Raw genomic sequence first — 22,892 nt, forward strand, 5'->3', positions numbered from 1 at the left:
GTGAAAGGGCTGCGTTCGCGGGCCCATCCATGGGCCTGCAACGGTAGCTATCGGAAGCGCCCCGGGGGGCGTTAGGAATCCGTCGAAGTTTTTTCCGGACGTGCCGGAAGGTGGGCCGCGCAGCCAGTCCAGACGCAAGGTAGGCCCAGTTTTCACCGTGGGTTGGGCCCGATCGAGCCGGATTGCGCGGACGGTCGGAGTCCCGGCCGTAGGCTCGCTCTTCGGTCAGATTCCTGATCATGCTGATCGAAAGGGAGTGCGGTGCTCACGGAAGCGCACGAAGATGGCACGCCGCGCAGGAGCATCTCCAGGATCCCGGTGATCGCCCTGGTCACCGTGGCGGCCCTGTACGTCGTCTGCCTCCTGCTCGGGGACCTGGTCGGCGTCGACGCCGCCGACGTATGGCTCGGCATCACCGCGGAACTCTCCGCCGTCGCCGTGTGCATCTTCGCGGTCCTGCGGACGCGCCGGTCCCAGTGGCAGGTGGTGCTCGGTGCCACCGCCGTGACGGTCTACACCGCGGGCGACGCCTACTATCTCTCGGCGTTGAACGGGCAGCATTCACTCACGGTCGTATCGGCCGCGGACATCCTGTACTTCACCTTCTACCCGTTGATGCTCGGCACCCTCGTGGTGACGGTGCGGAAGCTGAGGGGCCTCACCTGGCCCCTGCTGCTGGACAGCCTTGTGGGTGCCCTGGCCGCCGCCTCGGTCATGGCCATGGTCCTCGCGCCGGTCATGCAGGCCGGAACCGGCAGCAGTACCACGTTCGAGATGGTGGTGGTGGTCATCTACCCCGTTCTCGATCTCCTGCTGATCAGTGCCGTCGGCGGCCTGATGACCTCCCGAGGCCTCGATCTCGGGCCGCGCTGGCCGCTGCTCGTGGCCGGACTGATGCTCTTCACCGCTGCGGACATCGCCTACGCGCTGGGCATGCGCGATTACGTCATCGGATCCATGATCGACGCCGGCTGGATCCTGGGGGTCGTGGCCATCGCCCTGTGGATCGACGGCGTCGCACGAGCCGGCGCGGTCGTCCGCCGCCACGGACGCGGCCTTCCCGCCGCCACCATGCTCATGGTGTCCACCGGCTCCGCCGTCTCCGTCCTGCTCATCGGGTGCCAGGTGCCCATCGCGCCCGTCGCCCAGGGCCTCGCCGCCCTCACCCTCCTCCTGGCCGCGGTACCCCTCCTGTTCCGGAACCGCATGCTGGTCGCCCTCGCGACCACGGACGACCTGACGGGACTCCCGAACCGCCGGGGCCTCGTCAGGGATCTCCTCGGCCGGCTGGGCGGACGGCGCTCCGGTGCCCTGTTCTTCTTGGACCTCGACCGCTTCAAGGACGTCAACGATGCCCTGGGCCACGACGTCGGGGACGCCCTCCTCGTGCAGGTCGGTCAGCGCTTCGCCCGGCCGCTGGCGTCGAACGACCTGCTGGCACGCCTCGGCGGAGACGAATTCGCGGTCTTCCTCGACGGCGTCCCCCGTGAGGAGGCCCTCAGGATGGCACGGCGGCTGGAAGCGGAACTCGCAGAACCGATCCAGATCGGTACGGCCTCCCTGACGATCAGCGTCAGCATCGGCATAGCCCTCACGCCGGAGAACGGCACCGACATCCACCTGCTGATGCGCAAAGCGGACATCGCCATGTTCTGGGCCAAATCCAACCGCAGCGGACACCATCTCTACAGCTCGATGGACGACGACGGCGGCGCGCGGAAGCTGCGGATGCTGCAGGAGCTCCGCGCGGCGCTGGTCGAGGGCCAGTTCGAGCTGCACTACCAGCCCAAGGTGCACCTGCCCGACAACGCCGTCACGAGTGTCGAGGCCCTCATCCGCTGGAACCACCCCGTGCTCGGGCAACTGCCACCGACGTCGTTCCTGCCCCTCGCCGAGGAAGCAGGACTGATGCCCGAGCTCTCCACGCTCGTGCTCGAGGCAGCCGTCGGCCAGGTCTCGCGCTGGCGTGCCGACGGACTGATGATCAGCGTCGCCGTGAACCTGTCCGGATCCTGCATCCAGCGCGGACTGCCCCGGCAGGTCCGCGCCCTCCTCACGCAGCACCACATGCCGCCGGAGTGCCTCATGCTCGAGATCACCGAGGACATGCTGATGGCGGACCCGGTCAGCTCGGTGAAGATCCTCGCGCAGCTTCGCGCCGACGGCATCCAGATCTCGATCGACGACTTCGGAACCGGTTACAGCTCCCTGGCGTACCTGCGTGATCTTCCCGCCGACGAACTGAAGCTGGACCGGTCCTTCATCACCGCCATGCGCACGGATCGACGGGCCGGCGGGCTCGTGGGCTCGATCATCGACCTGGCCCACAGCCTCGATCTGCGGGTGGTCGCCGAAGGAGTGGACAACGAGGAGACCCTGATGGAGCTGCGCGCGCTCGGGTGCGATCTCGCGCAGGGCTTCCACTTCGCGAAGCCGCTGCCGGCCGCCATGGTGGTGCCCTGGATCTCCGGGCACACTCCGGTCGCAGCCGCCACCAGCGGCTCCGGATGAGCCCCTGCTGGTAAGTTGTCGGTGACGCCTGGCCACGTTCCTTACATCGCGGCAGGCAACGCCGATAGTTCTTACGGTTCCACCCGTCCGTGGTCCCGAAGAGGAGGTGGCACCGTGACCGCACAGGATCTTTCAGCCCTGCTCTGGCAGGAGCGCGAGCTGCTCGAGCTCCTCGTCTTCAAACTCGAGGAAGAGCAGCTCCTCCTCACCTCGGGCAAGACCCGATGGCTCCACCACGCCACGCGCGAGGTGGAGCAGGTGCTCGAACGGCTCCGCGAGGTCGGACTGGCCCGGGCCGTGCATGCTGCAGGAGTGGCCACGGCGTGGGGCATCGACGACGGCGCGAGCCTCCGGGAGATCTCCGCCGCCGCCCCGGACGGGCCGTGGCAAGAACTGCTGTCCGCACACCTCCAGGCCATGACCGCACTCGTGGCACAGATCTCCGCCCTGCGCGACAGCAACCAGCACTTCCTCAAAGCGGCCAGCCGTTCCACCCAGGAGACCCTGGCCGGCATCGGCACCGGCGCGGGAACGTACGCCGCCGACGGCGCCTCGACCCAGGGCCACGGCCTGCCAACCCTCCTCGACAAGGATCTGTAGCGGGACCATGAGCACATTCAGCGGACTCAACACTGCCTATTCCGGCCTCGCCGCCGCACGGGCGGGCCTCGATGTCACCGGGCAGAACATCGCCAACGCAACAACCCCGGGGTACACGCGGCAGCGTCTCGAGACGTCGGCGGCAGCCCCCGTGAGGCCAACCCTCTTCGCGGCCGGGACACGCACCGGCGAAGGCGTGCTCGCCGAGGGCATGGCCCGGCTGCGTGATGCCCACCTCGAGGCACGCGTGCGCATCACGGCGGGCGCCGCCGGCTACACCGCCGTCCGCGCCCAGGCATTCTCGGCGCTCGAGGGCGGCCTCGGGGAACCGGGCACGAACGGCGTCTCGAAGCCGCTGCAGGACTTCTGGTCGGGCTGGCAGGAACTCTCCAACCACCCCGACAAGGACGCCCCCGCCTCGGCCCTCCTCTCGACCGCAGGGCAGCTCACCTCCCGCATCGCCTCGGGGTACCGGGACGTGGAGGAGCAGTGGGCATCGGTCCGCTCGTCCGCGGCGGGCCTCGTCGTCGAGGTGAACGACGCCGCCGCGCAGGTGGCGGACCTGAACCGGCAGATCCGTTCCGCCGTCGCCTCCGGCGCCTCCGCGAACGAACTCGTCGACCGCCGGACCACGCTCGCCGCGACGCTCGCGGGCCTGACCGGAGCAACGGTGCGCGACAACGCCGACGGCACCGCCGACGTCCTGCTGGCGGGTAACCCGCTGGTCTCGGGGACCACTGCGAGGGCGCTGCAGGTCACGGGGCCGATACAGCTCGACGGCGCCGGGACGGTGCAGGTCGAGTGGACGCATCGCCCCGGGGCGTCTGCCGGCATGGAGAGCGGAGAACTCGCTGCCACCGTCTCGCTCCTCGCACCCGCCGACGCCGGCGGGGCGCTCGCGCAGGCCGCCGCCGGGTACGACGATTTCGCGCGGCAGCTCGCAGACCAGGTCAACGCCCTCCATACCGGCTCCGGCAAGGGAGCTTTCTTCGCCTACCAGCCGGAGCGCGCCGCAGCATCGCTCGCCGTTCTGCCCACCCGCCGCGAGGACCTCGCCGCGGGCGCTCCAGGAGCGGGCGGCTTCGACGGATCCGTGGCCGCCGCGATCTCCCGCGTCGGCACCGGAACGGGCTCGCCCGACGCCGCCTGGTCTGCCTTCGTCGTCGCCCTCGGTTCCGCCGCGCGCGTCGAACTCCAGGGCAACGCCCTGGCGGAGGTGTCAGCCACGTCGGCGCTGCAGCACCAGCTCGGCGCCACCTCCGTGAGCATGGACGAGGAACAGGTCAACCTGCTGCAGTACCAGCACGCCTACCAGGGCGCCGCGCGCGTGATGACGGCCGTCGACGAGATGCTCGATGTCCTCATCAACCGCATGGGAATCGTCGGACGCTAGGGGAAGGCCATCATGATCACGCGCGTCACCAACCAGACCATGCTGCAGGGAGCCCAGCGCTCGCTGCAGGTCAATCTTGCACGCCTTGCCGACCTGCAGGAGAAGGCCTCCAGCCAGAAGGCCATCAGCCGGCCCTCGGACAATCCGGCCGCTGCGGGCGAAGCTCTCCGCGTCCGTGCCGAGATCCGCGCGAACGAGCAGTACGGCCGGAACATCTCCGACGGCGAGGGCTGGCTGGGGCAACTCGAGAACGCCATGACGACGTCGAAGCGCGCGCTCGACCGCGTCAACGACCTGACGCTGCAGGGGTCCAACTCGGCGCTTCCGCCTGCAGCCCGTGAGGCCCTCGCACTGGACATCGAGTCCCTGCGCGGAGGCCTCGTCGCCCAGGCGAACGCCACGTACGCCGGGCGTTTCCTCTTCGCAGGCAATGCCGATGCCCCCGCCGCACTCACGGCCGGCCTGGACTTCGAGGCAGGAGGGGCGGTCGAGCGGCGCGTCGGACCGGGCCAGACCCTGCGCGTCGATGCCGACGGCGCCGCCGTGTTCGGAAGCGGCAGCAGCTCGGCCTTCGCCCTGCTGGACACCATCGCGGCGGACCTCCGTGCCGGCAAGGACGTCTCCGTACACCTCGCGCCGCTCCAGCAGCGCATCCAGGACCTCACCGCCCAGCACAGCGAGATCGGCGCACGTCACGCGCGGCTGCTCGAAGCCAAGGACGTCGTCGCCGACGCCTCGCTGGCACTCGAAGGAGAACGCGCCGCCGTGGAAGACATCGATCTCGCCTCCGTCATCCTGGACCTCAAGCTGCAGGAGACCGCCTACCAGAGCGCACTCGCCGTCTCGGCGCGGGTCCTGCAGCCCTCGCTGATGGACTTCCTGCGATGAGGGCCGCGTTCGTCACCCCTCCCCCCGGCCTTGCACCGCTGACCGACTTCCACTTCGAGCCGGTTCCGGGCGCCGACGGTCTCTTCACGCTCACGGCGGCCGAGGAACCGGCCGTGCGCCTGTTCCTCCTCGACGCGGCAACCTACGTGCCCGACTACAGTCCGCATTTCTCAGCAGTGCAGCGCGACGCGCTCGGGGCGGACGTCCCGGAAGCCCACCTGTTCGTCGTCGCCAACCCTGGCCCCGGCGGCACCACAGTCAACCTGGCGGCGCCGATCGTCCTGGACCCGGAGACCGGACGCTGCGCGCAACTGATCCTCGAGGGGCAGGGCTACCCGCTCCGGGCGGCCCTGGCCCAGGCCGCCTGACGCGGATCCGAACGACGAAGAGCCGCCCGGCAGCGCCGGGCGGCTCTTCGTCATCCTGCAGGGTGTACCTGCCGGCGGTCTCCTAGGCGAAGTCGGACGTCGCAGGATCGGCGCCGATGCGGCCCGCCGATCCCTTGTCGAGCCCGTTGATGGCCTCGATGTCCTCGTCCTCGAGCTTCACGCCGAGGGATTCCCAGTTCTCGATGATGCGCGACTCGGTCACCGACTTGGGGATGACCACGATGCCGAGCGCGAGGTGCCAGGCGAGGACGACCTGCGCGGGCGTGGCGTTGCGCTTCTGCGCGATGTCCTGCAGCACGGCGTCGTCGAGCAGGCCCTTGCCGGAGCCGAGAGGCGACCACGACTCGTGGAGGATGCCCTTCTCGGCCTCGAACGCGCGCAGCTCGGACTGGTTGAGGTACGGGTGGGTCTCCACCTGGTTGATCGCAGGAACCACGCCGGTCGCGTCGATGATCTCATTGAGCGCCTCGACGGTGAAGTTCGAGACGCCGATGCTCTTCACGCGACCCTGCTTCTGCAGTTCGATGAAGGCCTTCCAGGTGTCCAGGTACTTGCCCTGCTTCGGCTGCAGCCAGTGGATGAGGTAGAGGTCGAGCGTCTCCAGGCCCAGCCGCTCCATCGACGCGTCGAACGCCTTCAGCGTGGCGTCGTAGCCCTGGTCCGCGTTCCACAGCTTCGTGGTGATGAACATCTCGTCGGGGCGGAGGCCCGACGCCGCGATGGCGCGTCCCACGCCCGCTTCGTTCCCGTAGATCTTGGCGGTGTCGATGTGGCGGTAACCGGCCTTGAAGGCCCTGCCCACCACGTCCTCGGCGACGTCGTCCTCGACCTGCCACACTCCGTACCCGAGCTGGGGGATGGTGGAACCGTCGTTGAAAGTGAGGTTTGGTGATGTAGTCATACAGGCGGGAACCAACGGCGCTGCGCTTTTATTTCTGTTTCCACCGACAACTATCAGCCAGCGAGGTATCGATCCGGGCCCTACCGGGTACCCGGCATCGCGCGCTCCGCCTCGTCGACGTCGTCCGCCACCAACCGGGCCCGGCGTCGTACGTTGTCGAGCCCGGAGGACGCGACGCCCCACCGCTCGCCGTCGAGCCTGGCCATCGCGGCGGCCTCGGCCGTCGTCGCGAGTGTGTTGCCCGCACGGGAGAGCGCCCGGTGCACCTGCAGGAACGCACCGGGGATGTCCAGCCCCGTGCTCGGCGAGGAGGCCTGCGCTCCCACGCAGATCGCACGGACGCGGGGCAACATCGCGCCGAGCTCGTTGGCGACGACCACGAGCTCGTTGTAGACGTCGTCGTCCTCGATGCCCTCGAGGATCTGGTGGTAGCGGTCGAGGCCGCGGCGGAAGCGGTCGTGCGCGCGCCGCCATACCCCGGTGCCCAGTTCGGCGTCGTCCTTCCGCCCCTGGCGCGCCGCTGCGAAGAATGCCACCTACGCGTTACAGGTACTGGCCGGGGCCATGCGTGTCCGCCGGGGCGTCCTGCGCCTGGCGCACGGGTGGCGTGCGCCGTGGTTCGCCGTCCTCCCCGACGACGACGCCCGGGGCGATCACCGTGCCGGGCGGCAGCTGGCGCATCTGGAGACGCGCTGCCAGCTGCTGGTTGGCCATCTGCTGCGCGGCCATCGCGGCCTGGATGCCGTGGAAGAGCCCCTCGAGCCACCCCACGAGCTGTGCCTGGGCAACACGCAGTTCCGCGTCCGTGGGTGTCGAATCCTTGTCGAACGGCAGGTTGATGCGGTGCAGCTCCTCGACCAGTTCCGGGGCGAGGCCGTCCTCGAGCTCCTTCACCGACCGCTCGTGGATGGACGCCAGCCGGGTGCGTCCGGCGTCGTCGAGCGGAGCGGTCCGGACCTCCTCCAGCAGTTGCTTGAGCATTGTGCCGATACGCATGACCTTCGCCGGTTCGTCGACGAGCTCCGCGAGTGTTGCGGGGCGTCCGTCGGACTGGGCGGCGGGACCGGAAGGACCCGGTTGGGTTCCGTTGGAGTGAACGTCCGGCGCGCCGGGGACGATCCCGGGGGCGGGATCGAAGGGACTGGCTGGCTGCTGTTCAGTCATGACGCAATGCTCCCACAACGGCTGGGACCGGGCACGTCGGATCCACCCTTGCTCCCGGCGGTGGCTGCGGCGGAGACGCGCAGGGCGGCGGACAGCACGAAGCCCGGGCTCCCTGGTGGAGGCGCCGGGCTTCGTGTGGTGGAGGACCCGCTAGCAGCAGCGGCCCTCCGGGTTGGCGTCCTGGCGATCGGCCTTGTCCCGCCAGAACTCACGCTCGGTCATGGGCTGCCCACCGGCATGGCTGCGCTCGTGGTGGTCGAGGTAGGCCTGGTAGGCGTTCTCCCCCATGACGCCCTTGAACAGCCAGGCCAGCTCGCGCGCCGTGTCCCGCGCCCGGTGGAGGACCTGCGGCACGGCCATCAGTGGCCCGTCCTCACGGGACGCTTGCCGGGCTCGAGGGCCGACCACTGCGCCTCGAGCTCCTTCTCGGCCGGCGACGCGATCAGGCCCGCCGGTGCGAAGATGCGCGACGCCACCGGAGCGTCCTCGTTCTCCTTGCCACCGCCGTGCCGGTAGGCCCGGATGGTGGCGAGGATCGCCGTCACGATGACGATGATCGACAGCACCACGAAAAAGATCGACAGCGTGCCCTGGATGAAGGTGTTGCGTACCACCGCCTCCATCGCGGCCACGGTCCTGGCGGTGCCGAAGCTCTCCTCACCGGCCGCCAGGGCGTTCTTGAAGGCGGTGTGCTGCGCCCAGTAGCCGATGGCCGGGACCGGCGAGAAGATCTTCAGGAACGACGCCGTGATGGTCACCACTGCCGCGAAGGCGAGCGGCAGCGCCGGGATCCACAGGAACCGGAACAGGCCCCGCTTGGCGCAGATCGCCATGCACACCGCGAGCGCGATGGCCGCAAGCAGCTGGTTGGCGATACCGAACAGCGGGAAGAGCGTGTTGATGCCGCCGAGGGGGTCGGTGACGCCCATGATGAGGATCGCTCCCCACCCGGCCACCATGATCGCGGTGCAGATCCATGCCCCGGCACGCCAGGAGGTGTCGCGGAAGCGGGGGACGAAGTTGCCGATGCTGTCCTGCAGCATGAAACGGGCGACCCTGGTTCCGGCGTCGACCGCCGTGAGGATGAACAGCGCCTCGAACATGATCGCGAAGTGGTACCAGAACGCCATCATGCCCGCGTCCCCGAAGACCCCCTGCATGATCTGGGCGATACCGACGGCGAGGGTCGGCGCGCCACCCGTGCGGGAGACGATCGATTCCTCGCCGACGTTCGAGGCCATCGTGCTGAGCGCCTCCTGCGTGAGGTTCACGCCGGTGAGACCGAGGCCGTTGACGAAGGCCACGGCGCCCTCGATGGTGCCGCCGGTGGCTGCCGCGGAGGAGTTCATGGCGAAGTAGATGCCGCGGTCGATCGAGAGGGCTGCGACGAGCGCCATGATGGCCACGAAGGACTCCATCAGCATGCCGCCGTAGCCGATGAAGCGCGTCTGGCGTTCCTTCTCGATCATCTTCGGGGTGGTGCCCGAGGAGATCAGCGCGTGGAACCCGGAGAGTGCGCCGCAGGCGATCGTGACGAACAGGAACGGGAACAGCGTGCCCGCGACGACCGGCCCCGTGCCGGAGCTCGCATAGGGCGTGATGGCGGGGACGCTGATCTCGGGGCGGGTGATGACGATGGCGACCGCGAGCATGACGATCGTGCCGATCTTCATGAAGGTGGAGAGGTAGTCGCGGGGTGCCAGGAGGAGCCAGACGGGCAGGACGGCGGCGATGAAGCCGTAGATGATGATGCCCCAGGCGATGGTGATGCGGTCGAGGGTGAAGATCTCGACACCCCAGGCCGTCTCGGAGATCCAGCCGCCACCGATGATGGCGAGCAGCAGCAGCGCGAAGCCGATGAGGGACACCTCCGTGACCCTGCCGGGCCGCAGGAAGCGCAGGTAGACGCCCATGAAGAGTGCGATCGGGATGGTCATGGAGACGGAGAAGACGCCCCACGGGCTCTCTCCGAGTGCGTTCACGACGACGAGCGCCAGGATGGCGACGATGATGATCATGATGGTCAGCGTGGCGATGAGGGCGGCGGTCCCGCCGATGACGCCGAGCTCCTCGCGCGCCATCTGCCCGAGGGAACGGCCCCCGCGGCGCATCGAGAAGAACATGACGAGGTAGTCCTGGACCGCTCCGGCGAAGATGACGCCGATGATGATCCAGAGGGTGCCGGGGAGGTAGCCCATCTGCGCTGCGAGCACGGGGCCCACCAGGGGGCCGGCTCCGGCGATCGCTGCGAAGTGGTGGCCGTAGAGCACCCGGCGGTCGGTTGCTGCGTAGTCCTTGCCGTCCGCCTTGTACTCCGCCGGGGTCGCCCGCCGGTCATCGGGCTTCAGGAGGTGCCGCTCGATGAACTTCGAGTAGAACCGGTAGGCGATCAGGTAGGTACACACGGCGGCGAAGACGAACCAGATGGCGTTGACGGTCTCACCGCGGACGATGGCGAGCATGGTCCAGGCGATGCCGCCCAGGAGTGCGATGCCCACCCAGAGTGCGATCTTCGCCGGCGTCCACCGGCGGTCTTCTGCTTCGGCCTGCTGCGGGTCGACGGCGACCGCGGGCAGGTCCGGATCCGTCACCAGCACGTCGGCGTGCCGGTGGGATCCGCTCTGCTTCTTACTCATGATGCTCCTCGAGTGCGAGAGTGTGATGCACACGAAGGTAGCAACCTAGTGAGGCCTGCGTCACAGGGCAAGCCCGGGAGCCGGTGGGAAGCGCCGAACGCACCCGCTCGTGCGGCGAGCGACCGGCGCTTCCGGCACCCTGTCAGGAGGAGCTGCGCCTGCCCCCGTCGAGGCCGTCGTCGAGGACCGCCGGGGGCTCGTCGTCGTCGTTCGCGTTCAGGCCCTCGCTGATGCTCGCGTGAGTCCTGGTGCGCCCGTCGGCGGGCTCGTCCGCATCGTCGGTCGGCCCGTTGTCGACGCCGTCCGGCACCTGGTCGCCGAGGTTCTCCGCGAAGCTGTCCGCCGCCTGTGACAGGCCGCCCTTGCCGTCGTCGCGGCCGTGATCGGTGGTCTCCACTGTCCTGCTCCTTCCGGTTGCTGTCCTGCCAGCCTCGCACAGCCGTACGCCGATCGGAAGCATGCTGATGATCCCGGCCGGTGGGCACACGGGTGCCGGTGGAGCGTAGTGTTGACCGGTGGCATTCCGCCATCCGATGCCAGCGGCGCCGTCGATCCCTTCGCCTGAAAGCCCGCAGCCCGTGTCCCTCCTCCGTGACCTCGTGCACATCCACCCGTCCGCCGGCGACCACCACCCCGCGCTGCGCTGCGCTGTGGGGGTCGGGATCCCGCTGCTGGTGGTCCTGCTCCTGGGCCGGCTCGACCTGGCGGTGTTCGCGACCTTCGGCGCCTTCGCCGGCATCTACGGGCGGAACGAACCACACCGCCGACGCCTCGCCACGCAGCTGCGCGGCGGCGGCCTCATGCTCGCGGTGATCCTCGCGGCAACACTGACCGCACGGGCCGACGTCGGGCCGTGGGGCCTCGTCCTCCTCACCAGCGCGGTCGCCGGGCTCGGCACCTTCGGCGCGGGCATCTTCCGCCTCCGTCCGGGCGGCTCGCTCTTCCACATCTTCGCCTTCGCCGCCATCGCCTCCGTGCCCGGGCAGCCTCCGCTCTGGCAGGGGCTCACCACGGCGGTCGCCACCGTGGCCTTCGCGCTACTCCTCGGCCAGGCGGGGAACCTCTGGCCACGGCACCGCACGCAGTGGCTCCGGCCGGCAGCGGACCGCCTCAGCACCCCGCACGTGACGGCCCTGGGCCGGGAAGCGGCGCTGTACGTCGTGGCCGCGCTGCTGGCCGGCAGTGCGGCCACGGCCCTCAACCTCGGCCACACCTACTGGGCGATGGTCGCCGCGACCGTCCCGCTCGTCGGTCAGTCCGCACGGGCGCGCGCCACACGAGGCCTCCAGCGGATCCTCGGCACGTTCGCGGGGCTGGCCCTGACCGCGCTGATCCTCCTCCCGGGCCTCGCCGCCTGGCAGCTCGTCCTCGTCATCGCCGTCGCGCAGTTCGCGGCCGAGATGTTCATCCTGCGGCAGTACGCCCTGGCGCAGGCGTTCGTCACGCCGCTCGCCCTCGTCTCCACGCAACTGGCCCATCCGGCCGACCCGGCGGGCCTGCTCACGGACCGCGCCGTCGAGACGCTGATCGGCGCGTCCGTGGGGATCGCCCTGGTGCTCGCGCTGCACGTGCGCCAACAGGCGGCACACCACGGTACCCGCGGTACCTAGCCCATCACCAGCAGGATCTTCCCGGTGTGCTCTCCGGAGTCGAAGTAGGTGTGGGCCTCCGCCACCTGCGCGAGCGGGAAGGTCCGGTCCACGAACGGACGGACGGCGCCGGAGGCGACCAGCGGCCACACACTGTCCCGGACCTCCGCCATGATCGCTGCCTTCTCGTCCACCGGACGCGCCCTCAGCGTGGTCCCGGCGACACTCGCGCGCTTGCGCATCAGCGCGGCGAGGTCGAGTTCCGCCCTGGCGCCACCCTGCAGCCCGATGACCACGAGCCGACCGCCCGACGCGAGGGACTCGACGTTCCGGGCGAGGTACGCCGCCCCGACCACGTCGAGGATCACATCCGCTCCCCGGCCGTCCGTGGCGGCGAGGAGCTCCTGCACGAAGTCCTGCTCGCGGTAGTCGATGAGCGTCCGGACACCGAGTGACCGTGCGACGTCGAGCTTCGCCGCGGAACCGGCCGTCACGTGGGGCACGGCGCCGAGGGCGAGGCTCACCTGGACGGCCATCACCCCGATGCCGCCGGATGCTCCGTGGATCAGGACGTCGTCCCCCCGGCCGAGGCCCGCCTGCAGCACGAGGTTCGACCACACCGTCGCGGCCGTCTCGGGAAGACCCGCGGCCTGCACCAGGTCGACGCCGCCGGGGGCCGCGACCACCTGCCCGGCCGGCACGGCCACCCTCTCCGCGTAGCCGCCGCCGGCCAGCAGTGCGACGACGGCGTCCCCGGCCGCGAACCCCGATCCTCCCGCTTCGGCGATGTAGCCGGACACCTCGAGGCCGGGCACGGCGGACGCACCCTCGGGCGGCGGGTACAGCCCGCGCCGCTGCTGCACATCGGCGCGGTTCAGGCCGGCCGCGACGACATCGATGAGGACTTCCCCGGCCGCGGGCACGGGATCGGGAACCTCCTGCACCGACAGGACCTCGGGCCCGCCCGCCCCCTCGATCACCACTGCGCGCATGCCGGCCTCCACTCGTTCGGGTATTTGGGCGTCACCCGCCCTTCGTGAAACACTAGCGGCGGAAGGTTGTCCGAGCGGCCGAAGGAGCTGGTCTTGAAAACCAGTGGGCGGTTACCCCGTCTCAAGGGTTCGAATCCCTTACCTTCCGCTCCTGAAGAAGGCCCCGCATCGCGGGGCCTTCTTTTTTCGTGTCACACCGGCGTCTCCTCGGGCCATGGTGCCCCACGCCGTGGTGCGGTACTGTCCCGAGGAGCAACAGCCGTGCCACGCGTCCGTGGCCGAGGACGGGGTCTCGATGCGTACTGGTTCTCACAGGGTCTCACCGCTGCGCCGCGTCGGCGTGGCAGCGGCGTCGACCATCGCCCTGGCGCTGGTGACAGGATGCACCCTCTTCCCCTCGGCGGGTCCGGAGCGGGATGTCGACGGCGCCGTCACCGCCGAGGCCGAGACGGACGCCTTCTCGATCGAGGTGGGAGACTGCATCGACGATCCCGGCACGGAGAGTGTCTCGGACATCACGGTCCTGCCGTGCGAGGACCCGCATCATTTCGAGGCGTTCGCCAGCACGGAGATGCCCGACGGCGACTACCCGGGCGTACCGGCCGCCAACACCGCCGCCAGTGACTTCTGCGGCGGGGAGTTCGCCGCGTACATCGGGGTCGAGTACGACGCCTCCGTCCTCGAGATGCTCTACTTCTATCCCGTGGAGGAGAGCTGGACGTCGGCAGGCGACCGGGAGATCCTCTGCTTCGTCGCCGAGCAGGGCGAGACCCCCGTCACCGGAACACTCGAAGGTGCCGGCAGGTAGCCTCCGCCCTGGTCCTGCTTTTTGGTAACCCGTTGTTAACGATCTTCTGGTTGGCTTCCCCCGGGGATACAAATGTCACTCACGTCACATATGGTGCTCATGCCAACGCGTCACCCCTCGAGGGTGGGCGGGCTTCACTCGCGGCTGCTTCGCGGCCATCGTCAAGGAGAAGACAGAACGAATGGTTAATTCGTCATGGAAGGGAGCGCTCGGTGCGGCGCTGTCGGTGGGGCTGATCGCCTCACCGATGATCGCACTGCCTGCCAACGCGGTGGAGACACCACCTGGCACGGCGTCCGTCGCAGGAGACGGCGTCATCATCAACGAGGCGTTCGTCTCGGGCGGTTCCGCAGGAACCCCGTTCACCAACAAGTACGTGGAGCTCTACAACCCCACCGATGCGCCGGTGGCCCTCGACGGCTGGTCGCTGCAGTACCGGGGCGCGGGGTCCACCGCCACGGCGCCGAGTCCCACAGCGCTCCGTGGAACCATCCCCGCGAAGGGATACTTCCTGGTGCAGGGCAACTCCAACGGCACCGCGAGCGCACCACTGCCCACCCCGGACCTGGTGACGGGCTTCGCGCCGGGCGCCCCGGGCGGAGTCATCGTCCTGGCGAACCAGGCCACCACCGTCGGAGCACTGCCTGCAGGCAATGCAGCCGGCGCGCCCGGCGTCGTCGACCTCCTCGGCTATGGTGCCGCCACCGCTTTCGAAGGGACGGCAGCCACCGCCCCCGGCAGCGGCAGCACCAAATCCGCCAGTCGCACCGGTTTCGCCGACACGGACAACAACGGCGCGGACTTCACCCTCCAGGACACGACGCCCACGAACAGCGGCGCGACCCCCGGCGGACCGGTCCCGACGCCCACACCCACCCCGACACCTCCGGCACCGCCGGTTCCCGGGATCGTCACCGCCATCCGTGACATCCAGGGCACCGGCAGCACCACTCCCCTGGCCGGCCAGACCGTCACCACGCGTGGCAAGGTCACCGCTGCCTACCCCACGGGCGGCTTCGCGGGCTTCTACCTCCAGACACCGGGCACCACGGCCGCGGCCGACCAGCCCGCATCGGATGCTGTCTTCGTCTACTCCCCCGCGACTGTCGGATCCGTCGCCGTCGGCGACTACGTCGAGGTCACCGGCACCGCCGGTGAGTTCAGCGGCCTGACGCAGGTCACCGTCGCGGCGGGTGGAACCGTCAAGCTCACCGAGGCCGCCGAGGAACCGAAGGCATCCGTCATCGCGCTGCCCGGCACGGAAGCCGCCCGTGAGGCGGTCGAGGGCATGCTCTTCCACCCCTCCGAGTCCTTCACGGTCGCCGACAACTACACGCTGAACCAGTACGGCGAGGTCACTCTGGCAACCGGCACCGAGCGCCTGCTCCAGCCGACCGACGTCGCGCGTCCAGGGACCCCGGAGAATGCGGCGGTCATCGCCGACAATGCGGCGCGCAGCGTCCGCCTCGACGACGGCGCCTCGACCAACTTCCTCAACCAGGCGAACCGCGGCAAGGTGCTTCCGTACCTCACGACGGCCCAGCCCGTCCGCGTCGGCTACAGCGCGGACTTCACCTCCCCGGTGGTCCTCGACTACCGGAACAGCGCCTGGAAGTTCCAGCCGCTCGCCGAGCTCGACGGCGCGAACCCATCGGGAGTGCAGCCCGTGCAGTTCGCCGGTGAGCGCCCTGCGGCGCCCCAGCCTGTCGGCGGCAACCTGAAGATCGCGTCCTTCAACGTGCTCAACTACTTCCCCACCACCGGTGAGGACCTTGCGGGGTGCACCTACTACACCGACCGCGCGGGCAACCCGATCACCATCAACAGGGGCTGCGATGCCCGCGGCGCTGCGAACAAGGAGAACTTCGAGCGCCAGGAAGCGAAGATCGTCGCCGCGATCAACACGCTCGGCGCCGACGTCGTGACCCTGATGGAGATCGAGAACTCGGTCAAGTTCGGCAAGGAACGCGATTCCGCCCTCGCAACGCTCGTCGCAGCCCTCAATGAGGCAGCGCCCGGGACCTGGGACTACGTGCGCTCCCCGGCGGCAGTTCCCGCCCCGGCCGAGGAGGACGTCATCCGCACGGCGATGATCTACAAGAAGGCCGTCGCCGAGCCCGTGGGCGAGTCCGTCATCCTGAATGACACCGTCGCCTTCTCGAATGCCCGCAAGCCCCTCGCCCAGGCCTTCAAGCCCGTCGGCGGGACCGAAGCCGAGACCTTCCTCGCGATCGTCAACCACTTCAAGTCGAAGGGCTCCGCCCCGAGCTCCGGGACGAACGCCGACAACGGCGACGGCCAGGGTGCCTGGAACGCCGCGCGCGTCACCCAGGCGAAGGCCCTGGTAGCCTTCGCCGATTCCGTGAAGGCCTCGGCCAGGACGGACAAGGTCTTCCTGACCGGTGACTTCAACTCCTACACGCACGAGGATCCCATGCAGGTCCTCTACGACGCCGGGTACGTCAACCAGGGTGAGAAGGACGACAGCTACTCCTACGTGTTCTCGGGGCTGAGTGGCTCGCTCGACCACATCCTCGCGTCACCCGCAGCAGACGCCACGGTGTCCGGCGTGGATACGTGGAACATCAACTCCGTCGAGTCCGTGGCGCTCGAGTACAGCCGGTTCAACAACAACGTCACCGACTACTACGCCGCCGATCCCTACCGGGCCAGCGACCACGACCCGGTGATCGTGGGGCTCGACCTCGTGCCTGCCGACCCCACCGCCGAGCTCAGCCTGCTCAACATCAACGACTTCCATGGACGGATCGACGCCAACACGGTGCGCTTCGCCGGAACCGTCGAGAAGCTGCGGGCCGAGTTCGGTGAGGACAAGACCGCCTTCCTCTCGGCCGGTGACAACATCGGTGCGTCGCTGTTCGCCTCTGCCCTGCAGGACGACAAGCCGACGATCGACGTCCTCAACGCCCTCGAGCTCGAGGCGTCCGCCGTGGGCAACCACGAGTTCGACAAGGGCTTCGGAGACCTGACCGGACGCGTCGCCGACGCGGCAGCCTTCCCGTACCTCGGCGCGAACGTCTACACCAAGGGCACCACGGAGCCTGCGCTCGATGAGTACTCGATCATCACGGTCGACGGCGTCGACGTCGCGGTGATCGGCGTCGTCACCGAGGAGACGGCCACCCTCGTCAGCCCCGGTGGCATCGCGAACGTCGACTTCGGTGATCCCGTGGAAGCGGTCAACCGCGTCGCCACGGAGATCGAGGAGCAGGACCTCGCGGATGTCATCGTCGCGGAGTACCACGACGGAGCCGGTGACGGCGTCGTCGAGGGTGCCACGATCGAGCAGGAGATCGCCGCGGGTGGTTCGTTCGCGAGCATCGTCACGGAGACCAGTCCGCTCGTGGATGCCATCTTCACCGGGCACACGCACAAGCAGTACGCGTGGGACGCTCCCGTCCCGGGTGCCGCGGGCGAGACCCGGCCGATCCTGCAGACCGGGTCCTACGGCGAGTTCGTCGGACAGATCACGTTGACCGTCGATACCGCCACCGGTGATGTCGAGTCCTACACGGCCCGCAACGTCGCCCGCACCACGGAGGCGGACGCCGCCCTCGTGAGCGCCTACCCCCGCGTCGCCGAGGTCAAGACGATCGTCGACGCAGCCCTCGCGCAGGCCACGGTCATCGGCAGCCAGCCGGTCGGCTCGGTCACGCAGGACATCACCTCGGCCTTCACCGGGACCACGCGTGACGACCGTGCCAACGAGTCCACGCTCGGCAACCTGGTCGCCGATTCGCTGCGGGCCAGCCTCGCATCCCCTGACCGCGGTGGAGCGCAGATCGGCGTCGTCAACCCGGGTGGTCTTCGCAACGAGCTGTATTACGCACCGGACGGCGTCGTGACCTTCGCCGAAGCGAATGCGGTGCTCCCTTTCGTCAACAACCTGTGGACCACCACCCTCACCGGTGCGCAGTTCAAGGCGATGCTGGAGCAGCAGTGGCAGCCGGACGGCAGCTCGAGGTCCTTCCTGGCCCTCGGACTGTCGGACAACGTGAGCGTGACCTACGACCCGGCGCTGGCTCGGGGTTCGAGGATCACCTCCGTCCTGATCGACGGTGCGCCCCTCGACCCCGCGAAGGACTACCGGATCGGCACCTTCAGTTTCCTGGCGCAGGGTGGTGACAACTTCACGGCCTTCCGTGAAGGGACCGACACCCGCGATTCAGGGCTGGTGGACCGCGACGCGTGGATCGACTACATCCGGGCCAACAGCCCGCTGTCACCGTCCTTCGATCGTCGCACCGTGCAGGTGCAGGGTGCTCCGACCACGGTGAAGGCCGGTGACGCCGTTTCCTTCACGGTGTCGAAACTGGACCTCACCTCGCTCGGCAGCCCGGCGAACACCTCGCTGGACGCGAGCTTCGTCGCCGCGGACGGCACGGCGACGACGCTGGGAAGCGTGCCTGTCACCGGAGGAAGCGCCACGGTGAACCTCACCGTCCCGACGACGGCCAGCGGGCAGGGACGCATCGTCCTGACGGCGACACCGAGCGCGACCACGGTGACCCTCCCGATCACCGTCGAAGCGGTCACGCCGACCGACCCGCCCACGCCGGGCAAGCCGGTGAAGCCCGGTAAGCCGGTGAAGCCGGGCAAGCCCGCCTGCTCCGAGCCTGAGGTCCCGGCTGAAGGCGCGAACAACGGCAGCTGGGCCAGCTACCGTGCGCACCTGGCGAACTACCAGCGCTGCCTCGAGCGCTAGGCAGGTCGCCGGGCTCCGGCCCGCATGATCAGGGGGACCTTCACCAGCATGGTGGAGGTCCCCCTTCGTCTATCCGGTGAGCCCGCTCGTGGACGCACCGGGTCCAGGGCGCTCGGCAGCCTCCCGAGCCCTGGTTCGGCCCGAGGGTCCTAGACGGCTCCAGCCCTCCCCAGGATCGCGCCCGCGATGGCGTCGGCGTCGAGCAGTGTCCTGCCGCCGGCCTCGAGCGGCGCGCCCGCCTCCGCGGCGATCGCCGTTCCCCACTGGACCGAGGCGAGCTGGAGGCCGATCACGTAGAGCGACTCCTGTTCCCTGCCGGTCCGGTCGACCGCGCGGTAGGGAGGCGCCGTGACGTCCAACCCGGGTGACGTCACCGGAACGCCGTCCTCGGCCATGAAGGTCCTCGGGCGTACGGTGCCCTGCTCGAGGAGGGTGCGCATCAGCGGAGACAGGCTCGTGGACACCCGGTTCGCGGGCATCATCGCCTCGACCAGATAGCGCGCGGTGAACGAGTCCTTCTGCACCCACGGCGAACTCGCGCGGAACAGCTCCTCGTCCGGATCGAAGCCGAAGCTCGGGTTGGGGCCGACGAAGCGGACGACACCCGCCCGGACGAGTGCGGCGAGCTGCGCGATCCGCACCGGTGGCGGTCCGCTGGCCAGGCCCTCGACGAGTGGCTCGAACCACCCCCGCAGTTCCGCGTCCCAGGACGAATCGGAGATACCGCCGTCCGCGACGGCCTGCTTGATGACCGATCGCCCTGCATTCATGGCGCCGACAGCCATCTTGAGGGCGTCGTCCTCGCCCTTCGCCGAACCGGCAGCGTCCGCATCGAGGTAGGCGAGCACGGCCGCCGTGAAGTCCTCGCCATCGGCGAAGCGCCGACCGGCGAACGGGTGCGCGAGGGCTTCGACGTCGAGGCGGAGTCCCTCCGGCACTGCACGGGCGACGGCGGCCCCGGCTTCCAGCTCCCACGCAGGTCCCTCCATCGCCAGGGCGGTGTCCAGTTCCTCGAGGAATTCGGGCGCCGCCCGTGCGGGCACGTCGGCGTTCGTCCTGCAGAGCGTCGAGTAATAGGCCCAGAGCACATCGCGGTGCAGAAGGGGCCAGATGTCGTGGTCGAAGCCCGGCTGGACCCCCGCCTGCCGGAAGGCGAGGACGCGCGCGGGTACGCAGAAGCGCAGTGTGACACTGCGCGGGATGTAGGAATCGAGCGCCGCCTTGGCCCTGTAGGGTACGCCCCGCCGGGAGGCCGCGACCAGCCGCGGCTCCTTGCCTGAGGGCTCGTACCGCAGCCGGCCGTCCGTGGCGGCCGAGAACCGCCCGCCGCGGCCCTCCGTCAGCTGGATCATGGCGTCGAAGAAGTTGAGACCGAGGCCGCGGATCAGGACCGTCTTCCGGGCGGGGAGCCGGTTCCAGGAGACGTCGGCCGGGACAGCGGGCGGCCAGTACTGCAGACCGTGGCGCGCGGCGGCATCCTGCAGCCCCTCCTGCTCGGGAGTAAGCGTCGCGGGCAGGTGGCCGACGGCCAGCACGACGTCGTCGGCGTCGAGACCCGAACCGTCGTCGAGCTCGATACGCCACCGGCGGGCGGAGCTTCCAGTGGCATCGCCGGCGGCTTCCGTGATCCTGACGGCTTCCTTGGGACAGTGCAGTACGCTCACGCCACGCCCGGCCTGGCGCGCCACCTCCGAGAACATCCAGGTGAGGTACCGGCCGTACAGGGCCCTGCTCGGGAATCCGCCCGCCGTCAACGTGGAGCTCTCCACGGCATCCGCGACGTCGAGGTCCACTATGAGCCCTTCGTTCACGCGCCTGCGCCACGCGTCGAAGGACCAGGCGACAGGTGCAGCCGCGAGACGGGCGGCCGCGGCTCCCACCGGGACCACTGTGGGGTAGAGGCAGGGTGTGTTCATGAGGAAGAGCCGCGACTGATCGGTCCGCCAGATGTGTCCCGGTCCGGGTTCGTGGGGCTCGACGACGTGGATGACGAGATCGGGAGCACCCTCGCCGAGCGCCCGATGCCGGGCGATCAGGCGCTCCACGACGGAGGTGCCGCGGGGCCCGCCTCCGATGACGGCCACCTGCCACGACTCCCTGTTCTCCACCCGTCCAGAGTATCCAACGCCGCCACCACCCTCGCCCGGCATGGTGTACAGGGCAATGGCTGCGCCGCCGGAGCCCTGCATAGGATGGGCGGATGACGCACTCGACGGAGACCACCGCCCCTACGGACGACCCTTTCCTCTGGCTCGAGGACATCTACGGCGAGAAGCAGCTCGAGTGGGTGCGTGCGGAGAACTCGCTGACCGAGGACGCTCTCGTGACTCCCGATTTCGAAGCGCGTGAACGGAGCACCCTCGAGGTGCTCGACTCCACCGATCGCATCCCCATGGCCGGCAAGCACGGTGATCTCTACTACAACTTCTGGCGCGACGCCGAGCACCGCCGGGGTATCTGGCGTCGCACGACGTGGGACAGCTACGCCTCGGCGGACCCGGCCTGGGAACTCCTGCTCGACCTCGACGAGCTGAGTGCAGCCGAAGGAACGGAATGGGTCTGGGGCGGGGCGCTCTTCCTGCGCCCGGCAGAGGGCGAGCCCCACCAGCGGGTGCTCGTGGTGCTCTCCCCCGATGGCGGCGACGCGGCCCGCTACCGCGAATTCGACCTCGGTTCGCGGACCTTCGTCGAGGGCGGTTTCGATATCCCGACGGCGAAGAGCCGTATCACCTGGTGCGGGCCGGATGCACTCTACGTCGGTACCGATTTCGGTCCCGGCTCGATGACGTCGAGCTCCTACCCGCGGACGGTACGCATCCTCCGGCGCGGAGGCGACCTCGCTTCGGCCGAGCAGTACTTCGAGGTGGACGAGGACCACATGATGGCCCTCGTGCTGCATGATCCCACTCCGGGTTTCGAGCGGGACATCGCCGTCGACACGATCGACTTCTACACCCGCCGGACCTATCTGCGGCAGGGAGGCGACTGGCGCCTGTTCGACATCCCGGAGGACGCGAGTATCTCCCTGCACCGGGAGTGGCTGGTCATCCGACCCCGCACGGACTGGACCGCCGAGGGGACCACGCATGCGGCCGGGTCACTGCTCGTCATCGAACTGGAGGCTTTCCTCACCGGCGGGCGAGCGTTCGCGACAGTCTTCACGCCGGACGCCGCGACGTCCCTCCAGTCCTGGAGCTGGACCCGGGACTTCCTCCTGCTGAACCTTCTGCACGACGTGTCCTCCGAGATCCGCATCCTCGATCCCGCACGGGATTGGGCCGCGGACCTCCTCGACGCGTGCCCGCCGCTCCATTCTGTCGACGCGTACGCGGTGGACGACGAGGACGACGACGCGGGCAACGACTACTGGCTCGTCGCGACCGGATTCCTCACGCCGTCGACGCTCTACCGCGGCACGATCGGCGGCACCTACTCCGCCGTCAAGTCCTCGCCGTCCTACTTCGACGAGGACCGCTATGCCGTGGAGCAGCACTTCGCGGTGTCGGCCGATGGCACGCGGGTCCCGTATTTCCAGATCGCCGCGAAGGACCTGCAGCTCGACGGCGGCAACCCGACCCTGCTGTCGGGATACGGCGGCTTCGAGCACTCGATGACGCCCGCGTACAGCGGCGTGACAGGACGGGGGTGGCTGGAGCGCACCACGGCCGACGGCCGCCACGGCGTGTACGTGCTGGCCAATATCCGTGGCGGAGGCGAGTACGGGCCCCGGTGGCACCACGCCGCCCTCCATGCCGATCGTCATCGTGCGTACGAGGACTTCGCAGCCATCGCCGGGGACCTGGTGCAGCGGGGCGTCACCGCACCGGCACTCCTGGGCTGCACCGGCAGGAGCAACGGCGGTCTGCTCGTCGGCAACATGCTCACCACGTACCCGCACCTGTTCGGTGCGATCTCGTGCGGCGTACCGCTCCTGGATATGCGCCGCTACACGAAGCTGTCTGCCGGTTTCTCCTGGATCGCCGAATACGGGGATCCGGACAAGCCCGAGGAATGGGAGTACGTCCAGACGTTCTCGCCGTACCACCTCCTCCGCGAGGACGTGGCCTATCCGAAGACGCTCATCTGGACGGCGACGAGCGACGATCGCGTGGGCCCCGTGCAGGCACGGAAGATGGCGGCGAAGATGAAGGATCTCGGGATGCAGAACGTCTGGTTCCACGAAGCACTGGAGGGTGGCCATGCTGGGGCGTCCGACAATCGCCAGGCCGCGAGGATGCATGCGATGAGCTTCGAGTTCCTGTGGCGGGCCCTCACGGGATCGCTCTGAAGCCTTC

Annotated in this window: 17 protein-coding genes and 1 tRNA gene; 10 read left to right on the top strand and 8 right to left on the bottom strand. The window is 69.2% G+C overall.

Annotated elements, in window-relative coordinates:
* Window positions 1-261: 261 nt before the first annotated feature.
* The 5 genes from AC1MFI_RS03180 (at window position 262) to AC1MFI_RS03200 (ending at window position 5,760) form a co-directional block, all read left to right on the top strand.
* Window positions 262-2,511, top strand: a complete 2,250-nt coding sequence (locus AC1MFI_RS03180) for a putative bifunctional diguanylate cyclase/phosphodiesterase (RefSeq protein ID WP_479819603.1) — start codon at window positions 262-264, stop codon at window positions 2,509-2,511.
* Between the two features lie 114 nt (window positions 2,512-2,625).
* Window positions 2,626-3,111, top strand: a complete 486-nt coding sequence (locus AC1MFI_RS03185; protein WP_479819605.1) for a flagellar protein FlgN — start codon at window positions 2,626-2,628, stop codon at window positions 3,109-3,111.
* Between the two features lie 7 nt (window positions 3,112-3,118).
* Window positions 3,119-4,504, top strand: a complete 1,386-nt coding sequence (flgK, locus tag AC1MFI_RS03190; protein WP_479819607.1) for a flagellar hook-associated protein FlgK — start codon at window positions 3,119-3,121, stop codon at window positions 4,502-4,504.
* Between the two features lie 12 nt (window positions 4,505-4,516).
* Window positions 4,517-5,392 (top strand): flagellin N-terminal helical domain-containing protein, encoded by an 876-nt coding sequence (locus AC1MFI_RS03195; protein ID WP_479819609.1) that lies wholly within the window; start codon window positions 4,517-4,519, stop codon window positions 5,390-5,392.
* On the top strand, window positions 5,389-5,760 hold the full coding sequence (locus tag AC1MFI_RS03200) for a flagellar assembly protein FliW (protein WP_479819611.1): 372 nt from the start codon (window positions 5,389-5,391) through the stop codon (window positions 5,758-5,760). Before AC1MFI_RS03195 ends, AC1MFI_RS03200 begins: the two co-directional genes overlap by 4 nt.
* 82 nt (window positions 5,761-5,842) lie before the next feature.
* Here AC1MFI_RS03200 and AC1MFI_RS03205 read toward each other — a convergent pair whose 3' ends face one another.
* The 6 genes from AC1MFI_RS03205 to AC1MFI_RS03230 all read right to left on the bottom strand — a co-directional run bounded on the left by AC1MFI_RS03205 (window position 5,843) and on the right by AC1MFI_RS03230 (window position 10,879).
* Window positions 5,843-6,682 carry an aldo/keto reductase gene (locus AC1MFI_RS03205; RefSeq protein ID WP_479819613.1) on the bottom strand — a complete coding sequence of 280 codons (840 nt, stop codon included), beginning with the start codon at window positions 6,680-6,682 and terminating at the stop codon, window positions 5,843-5,845.
* A gap of 80 nt (window positions 6,683-6,762) precedes the next feature.
* The gene (locus AC1MFI_RS03210) at window positions 6,763-7,218 is read right to left on the bottom strand and encodes a hypothetical protein (protein ID WP_479819615.1); all 456 of its coding nucleotides are present in this window, start codon (window positions 7,216-7,218) and stop codon (window positions 6,763-6,765) included.
* 7 nt (window positions 7,219-7,225) lie between these two features.
* Window positions 7,226-7,846: a bacterial proteasome activator family protein gene (locus AC1MFI_RS03215; protein ID WP_479819617.1), complete on the bottom strand. Its 621-nt coding sequence runs from the start codon at window positions 7,844-7,846 to the stop codon at window positions 7,226-7,228.
* A gap of 150 nt (window positions 7,847-7,996) precedes the next feature.
* On the bottom strand, window positions 7,997-8,206 hold the full coding sequence (locus AC1MFI_RS03220) for a YbdD/YjiX family protein (protein WP_479819619.1): 210 nt from the start codon (window positions 8,204-8,206) through the stop codon (window positions 7,997-7,999).
* Complete coding sequence (locus tag AC1MFI_RS03225; RefSeq protein ID WP_479819621.1) at window positions 8,206-10,482, bottom strand: carbon starvation CstA family protein; 2,277 nt, start codon at window positions 10,480-10,482, stop codon at window positions 8,206-8,208. Before AC1MFI_RS03225 ends, AC1MFI_RS03220 begins: the two co-directional genes overlap by 1 nt.
* A gap of 142 nt (window positions 10,483-10,624) precedes the next feature.
* Window positions 10,625-10,879: a hypothetical protein gene (locus tag AC1MFI_RS03230; RefSeq protein WP_479819622.1), complete on the bottom strand. Its 255-nt coding sequence runs from the start codon at window positions 10,877-10,879 to the stop codon at window positions 10,625-10,627.
* A gap of 181 nt (window positions 10,880-11,060) precedes the next feature.
* Here AC1MFI_RS03230 and AC1MFI_RS03235 point away from each other — a divergent pair, with 181 nt between their 5' ends.
* Window positions 11,061-12,092, top strand: coding sequence for an FUSC family protein (locus AC1MFI_RS03235; protein WP_479819624.1), 1,032 nt, complete (start codon window positions 11,061-11,063; stop codon window positions 12,090-12,092).
* Here the strand turns inward: AC1MFI_RS03235 and AC1MFI_RS03240 are convergent.
* Window positions 12,089-13,063, bottom strand: a complete 975-nt coding sequence (locus AC1MFI_RS03240; RefSeq protein WP_479819626.1) for an NAD(P)H-quinone oxidoreductase — start codon at window positions 13,061-13,063, stop codon at window positions 12,089-12,091. The two genes, AC1MFI_RS03235 and AC1MFI_RS03240, sit on opposite strands and share 4 nt — an antisense overlap.
* A 60-nt stretch (window positions 13,064-13,123) precedes the next feature.
* Here AC1MFI_RS03240 and AC1MFI_RS03245 point away from each other — a divergent pair.
* The 3 genes from AC1MFI_RS03245 to AC1MFI_RS03255 all read left to right on the top strand — a co-directional run bounded on the left by AC1MFI_RS03245 (window position 13,124) and on the right by AC1MFI_RS03255 (window position 18,597).
* Window positions 13,124-13,211, top strand: a tRNA-Ser gene (locus AC1MFI_RS03245).
* Between the two features lie 147 nt (window positions 13,212-13,358).
* On the top strand, window positions 13,359-13,871 hold the full coding sequence (locus AC1MFI_RS03250; RefSeq protein ID WP_479819628.1) for a septum formation family protein: 513 nt from the start codon (window positions 13,359-13,361) through the stop codon (window positions 13,869-13,871).
* A 181-nt stretch (window positions 13,872-14,052) separates the two neighbouring features.
* Window positions 14,053-18,597: an ExeM/NucH family extracellular endonuclease gene (locus AC1MFI_RS03255; RefSeq protein ID WP_479819630.1), complete on the top strand. Its 4,545-nt coding sequence runs from the start codon at window positions 14,053-14,055 to the stop codon at window positions 18,595-18,597.
* A 149-nt stretch (window positions 18,598-18,746) separates the two neighbouring features.
* Here AC1MFI_RS03255 and AC1MFI_RS03260 read toward each other — a convergent pair whose 3' ends face one another.
* A complete protein-coding gene (locus tag AC1MFI_RS03260) occupies window positions 18,747-20,705 on the bottom strand; it encodes an FAD/NAD(P)-binding protein (protein WP_479819632.1) in 1,959 nt (652 codons plus the stop codon).
* A 92-nt stretch (window positions 20,706-20,797) separates the two neighbouring features.
* On the opposite strand from AC1MFI_RS03260, the gene AC1MFI_RS03265 reads away from it, so the two are divergent.
* Window positions 20,798-22,885 (top strand): prolyl oligopeptidase family serine peptidase, encoded by a 2,088-nt coding sequence (locus AC1MFI_RS03265; RefSeq protein ID WP_479819634.1) that lies wholly within the window; start codon window positions 20,798-20,800, stop codon window positions 22,883-22,885.
* Window positions 22,886-22,892: the final 7 nt, after the last annotated feature.

This window comes from Arthrobacter sp. BC5 (genome assembly GCF_056680255.1).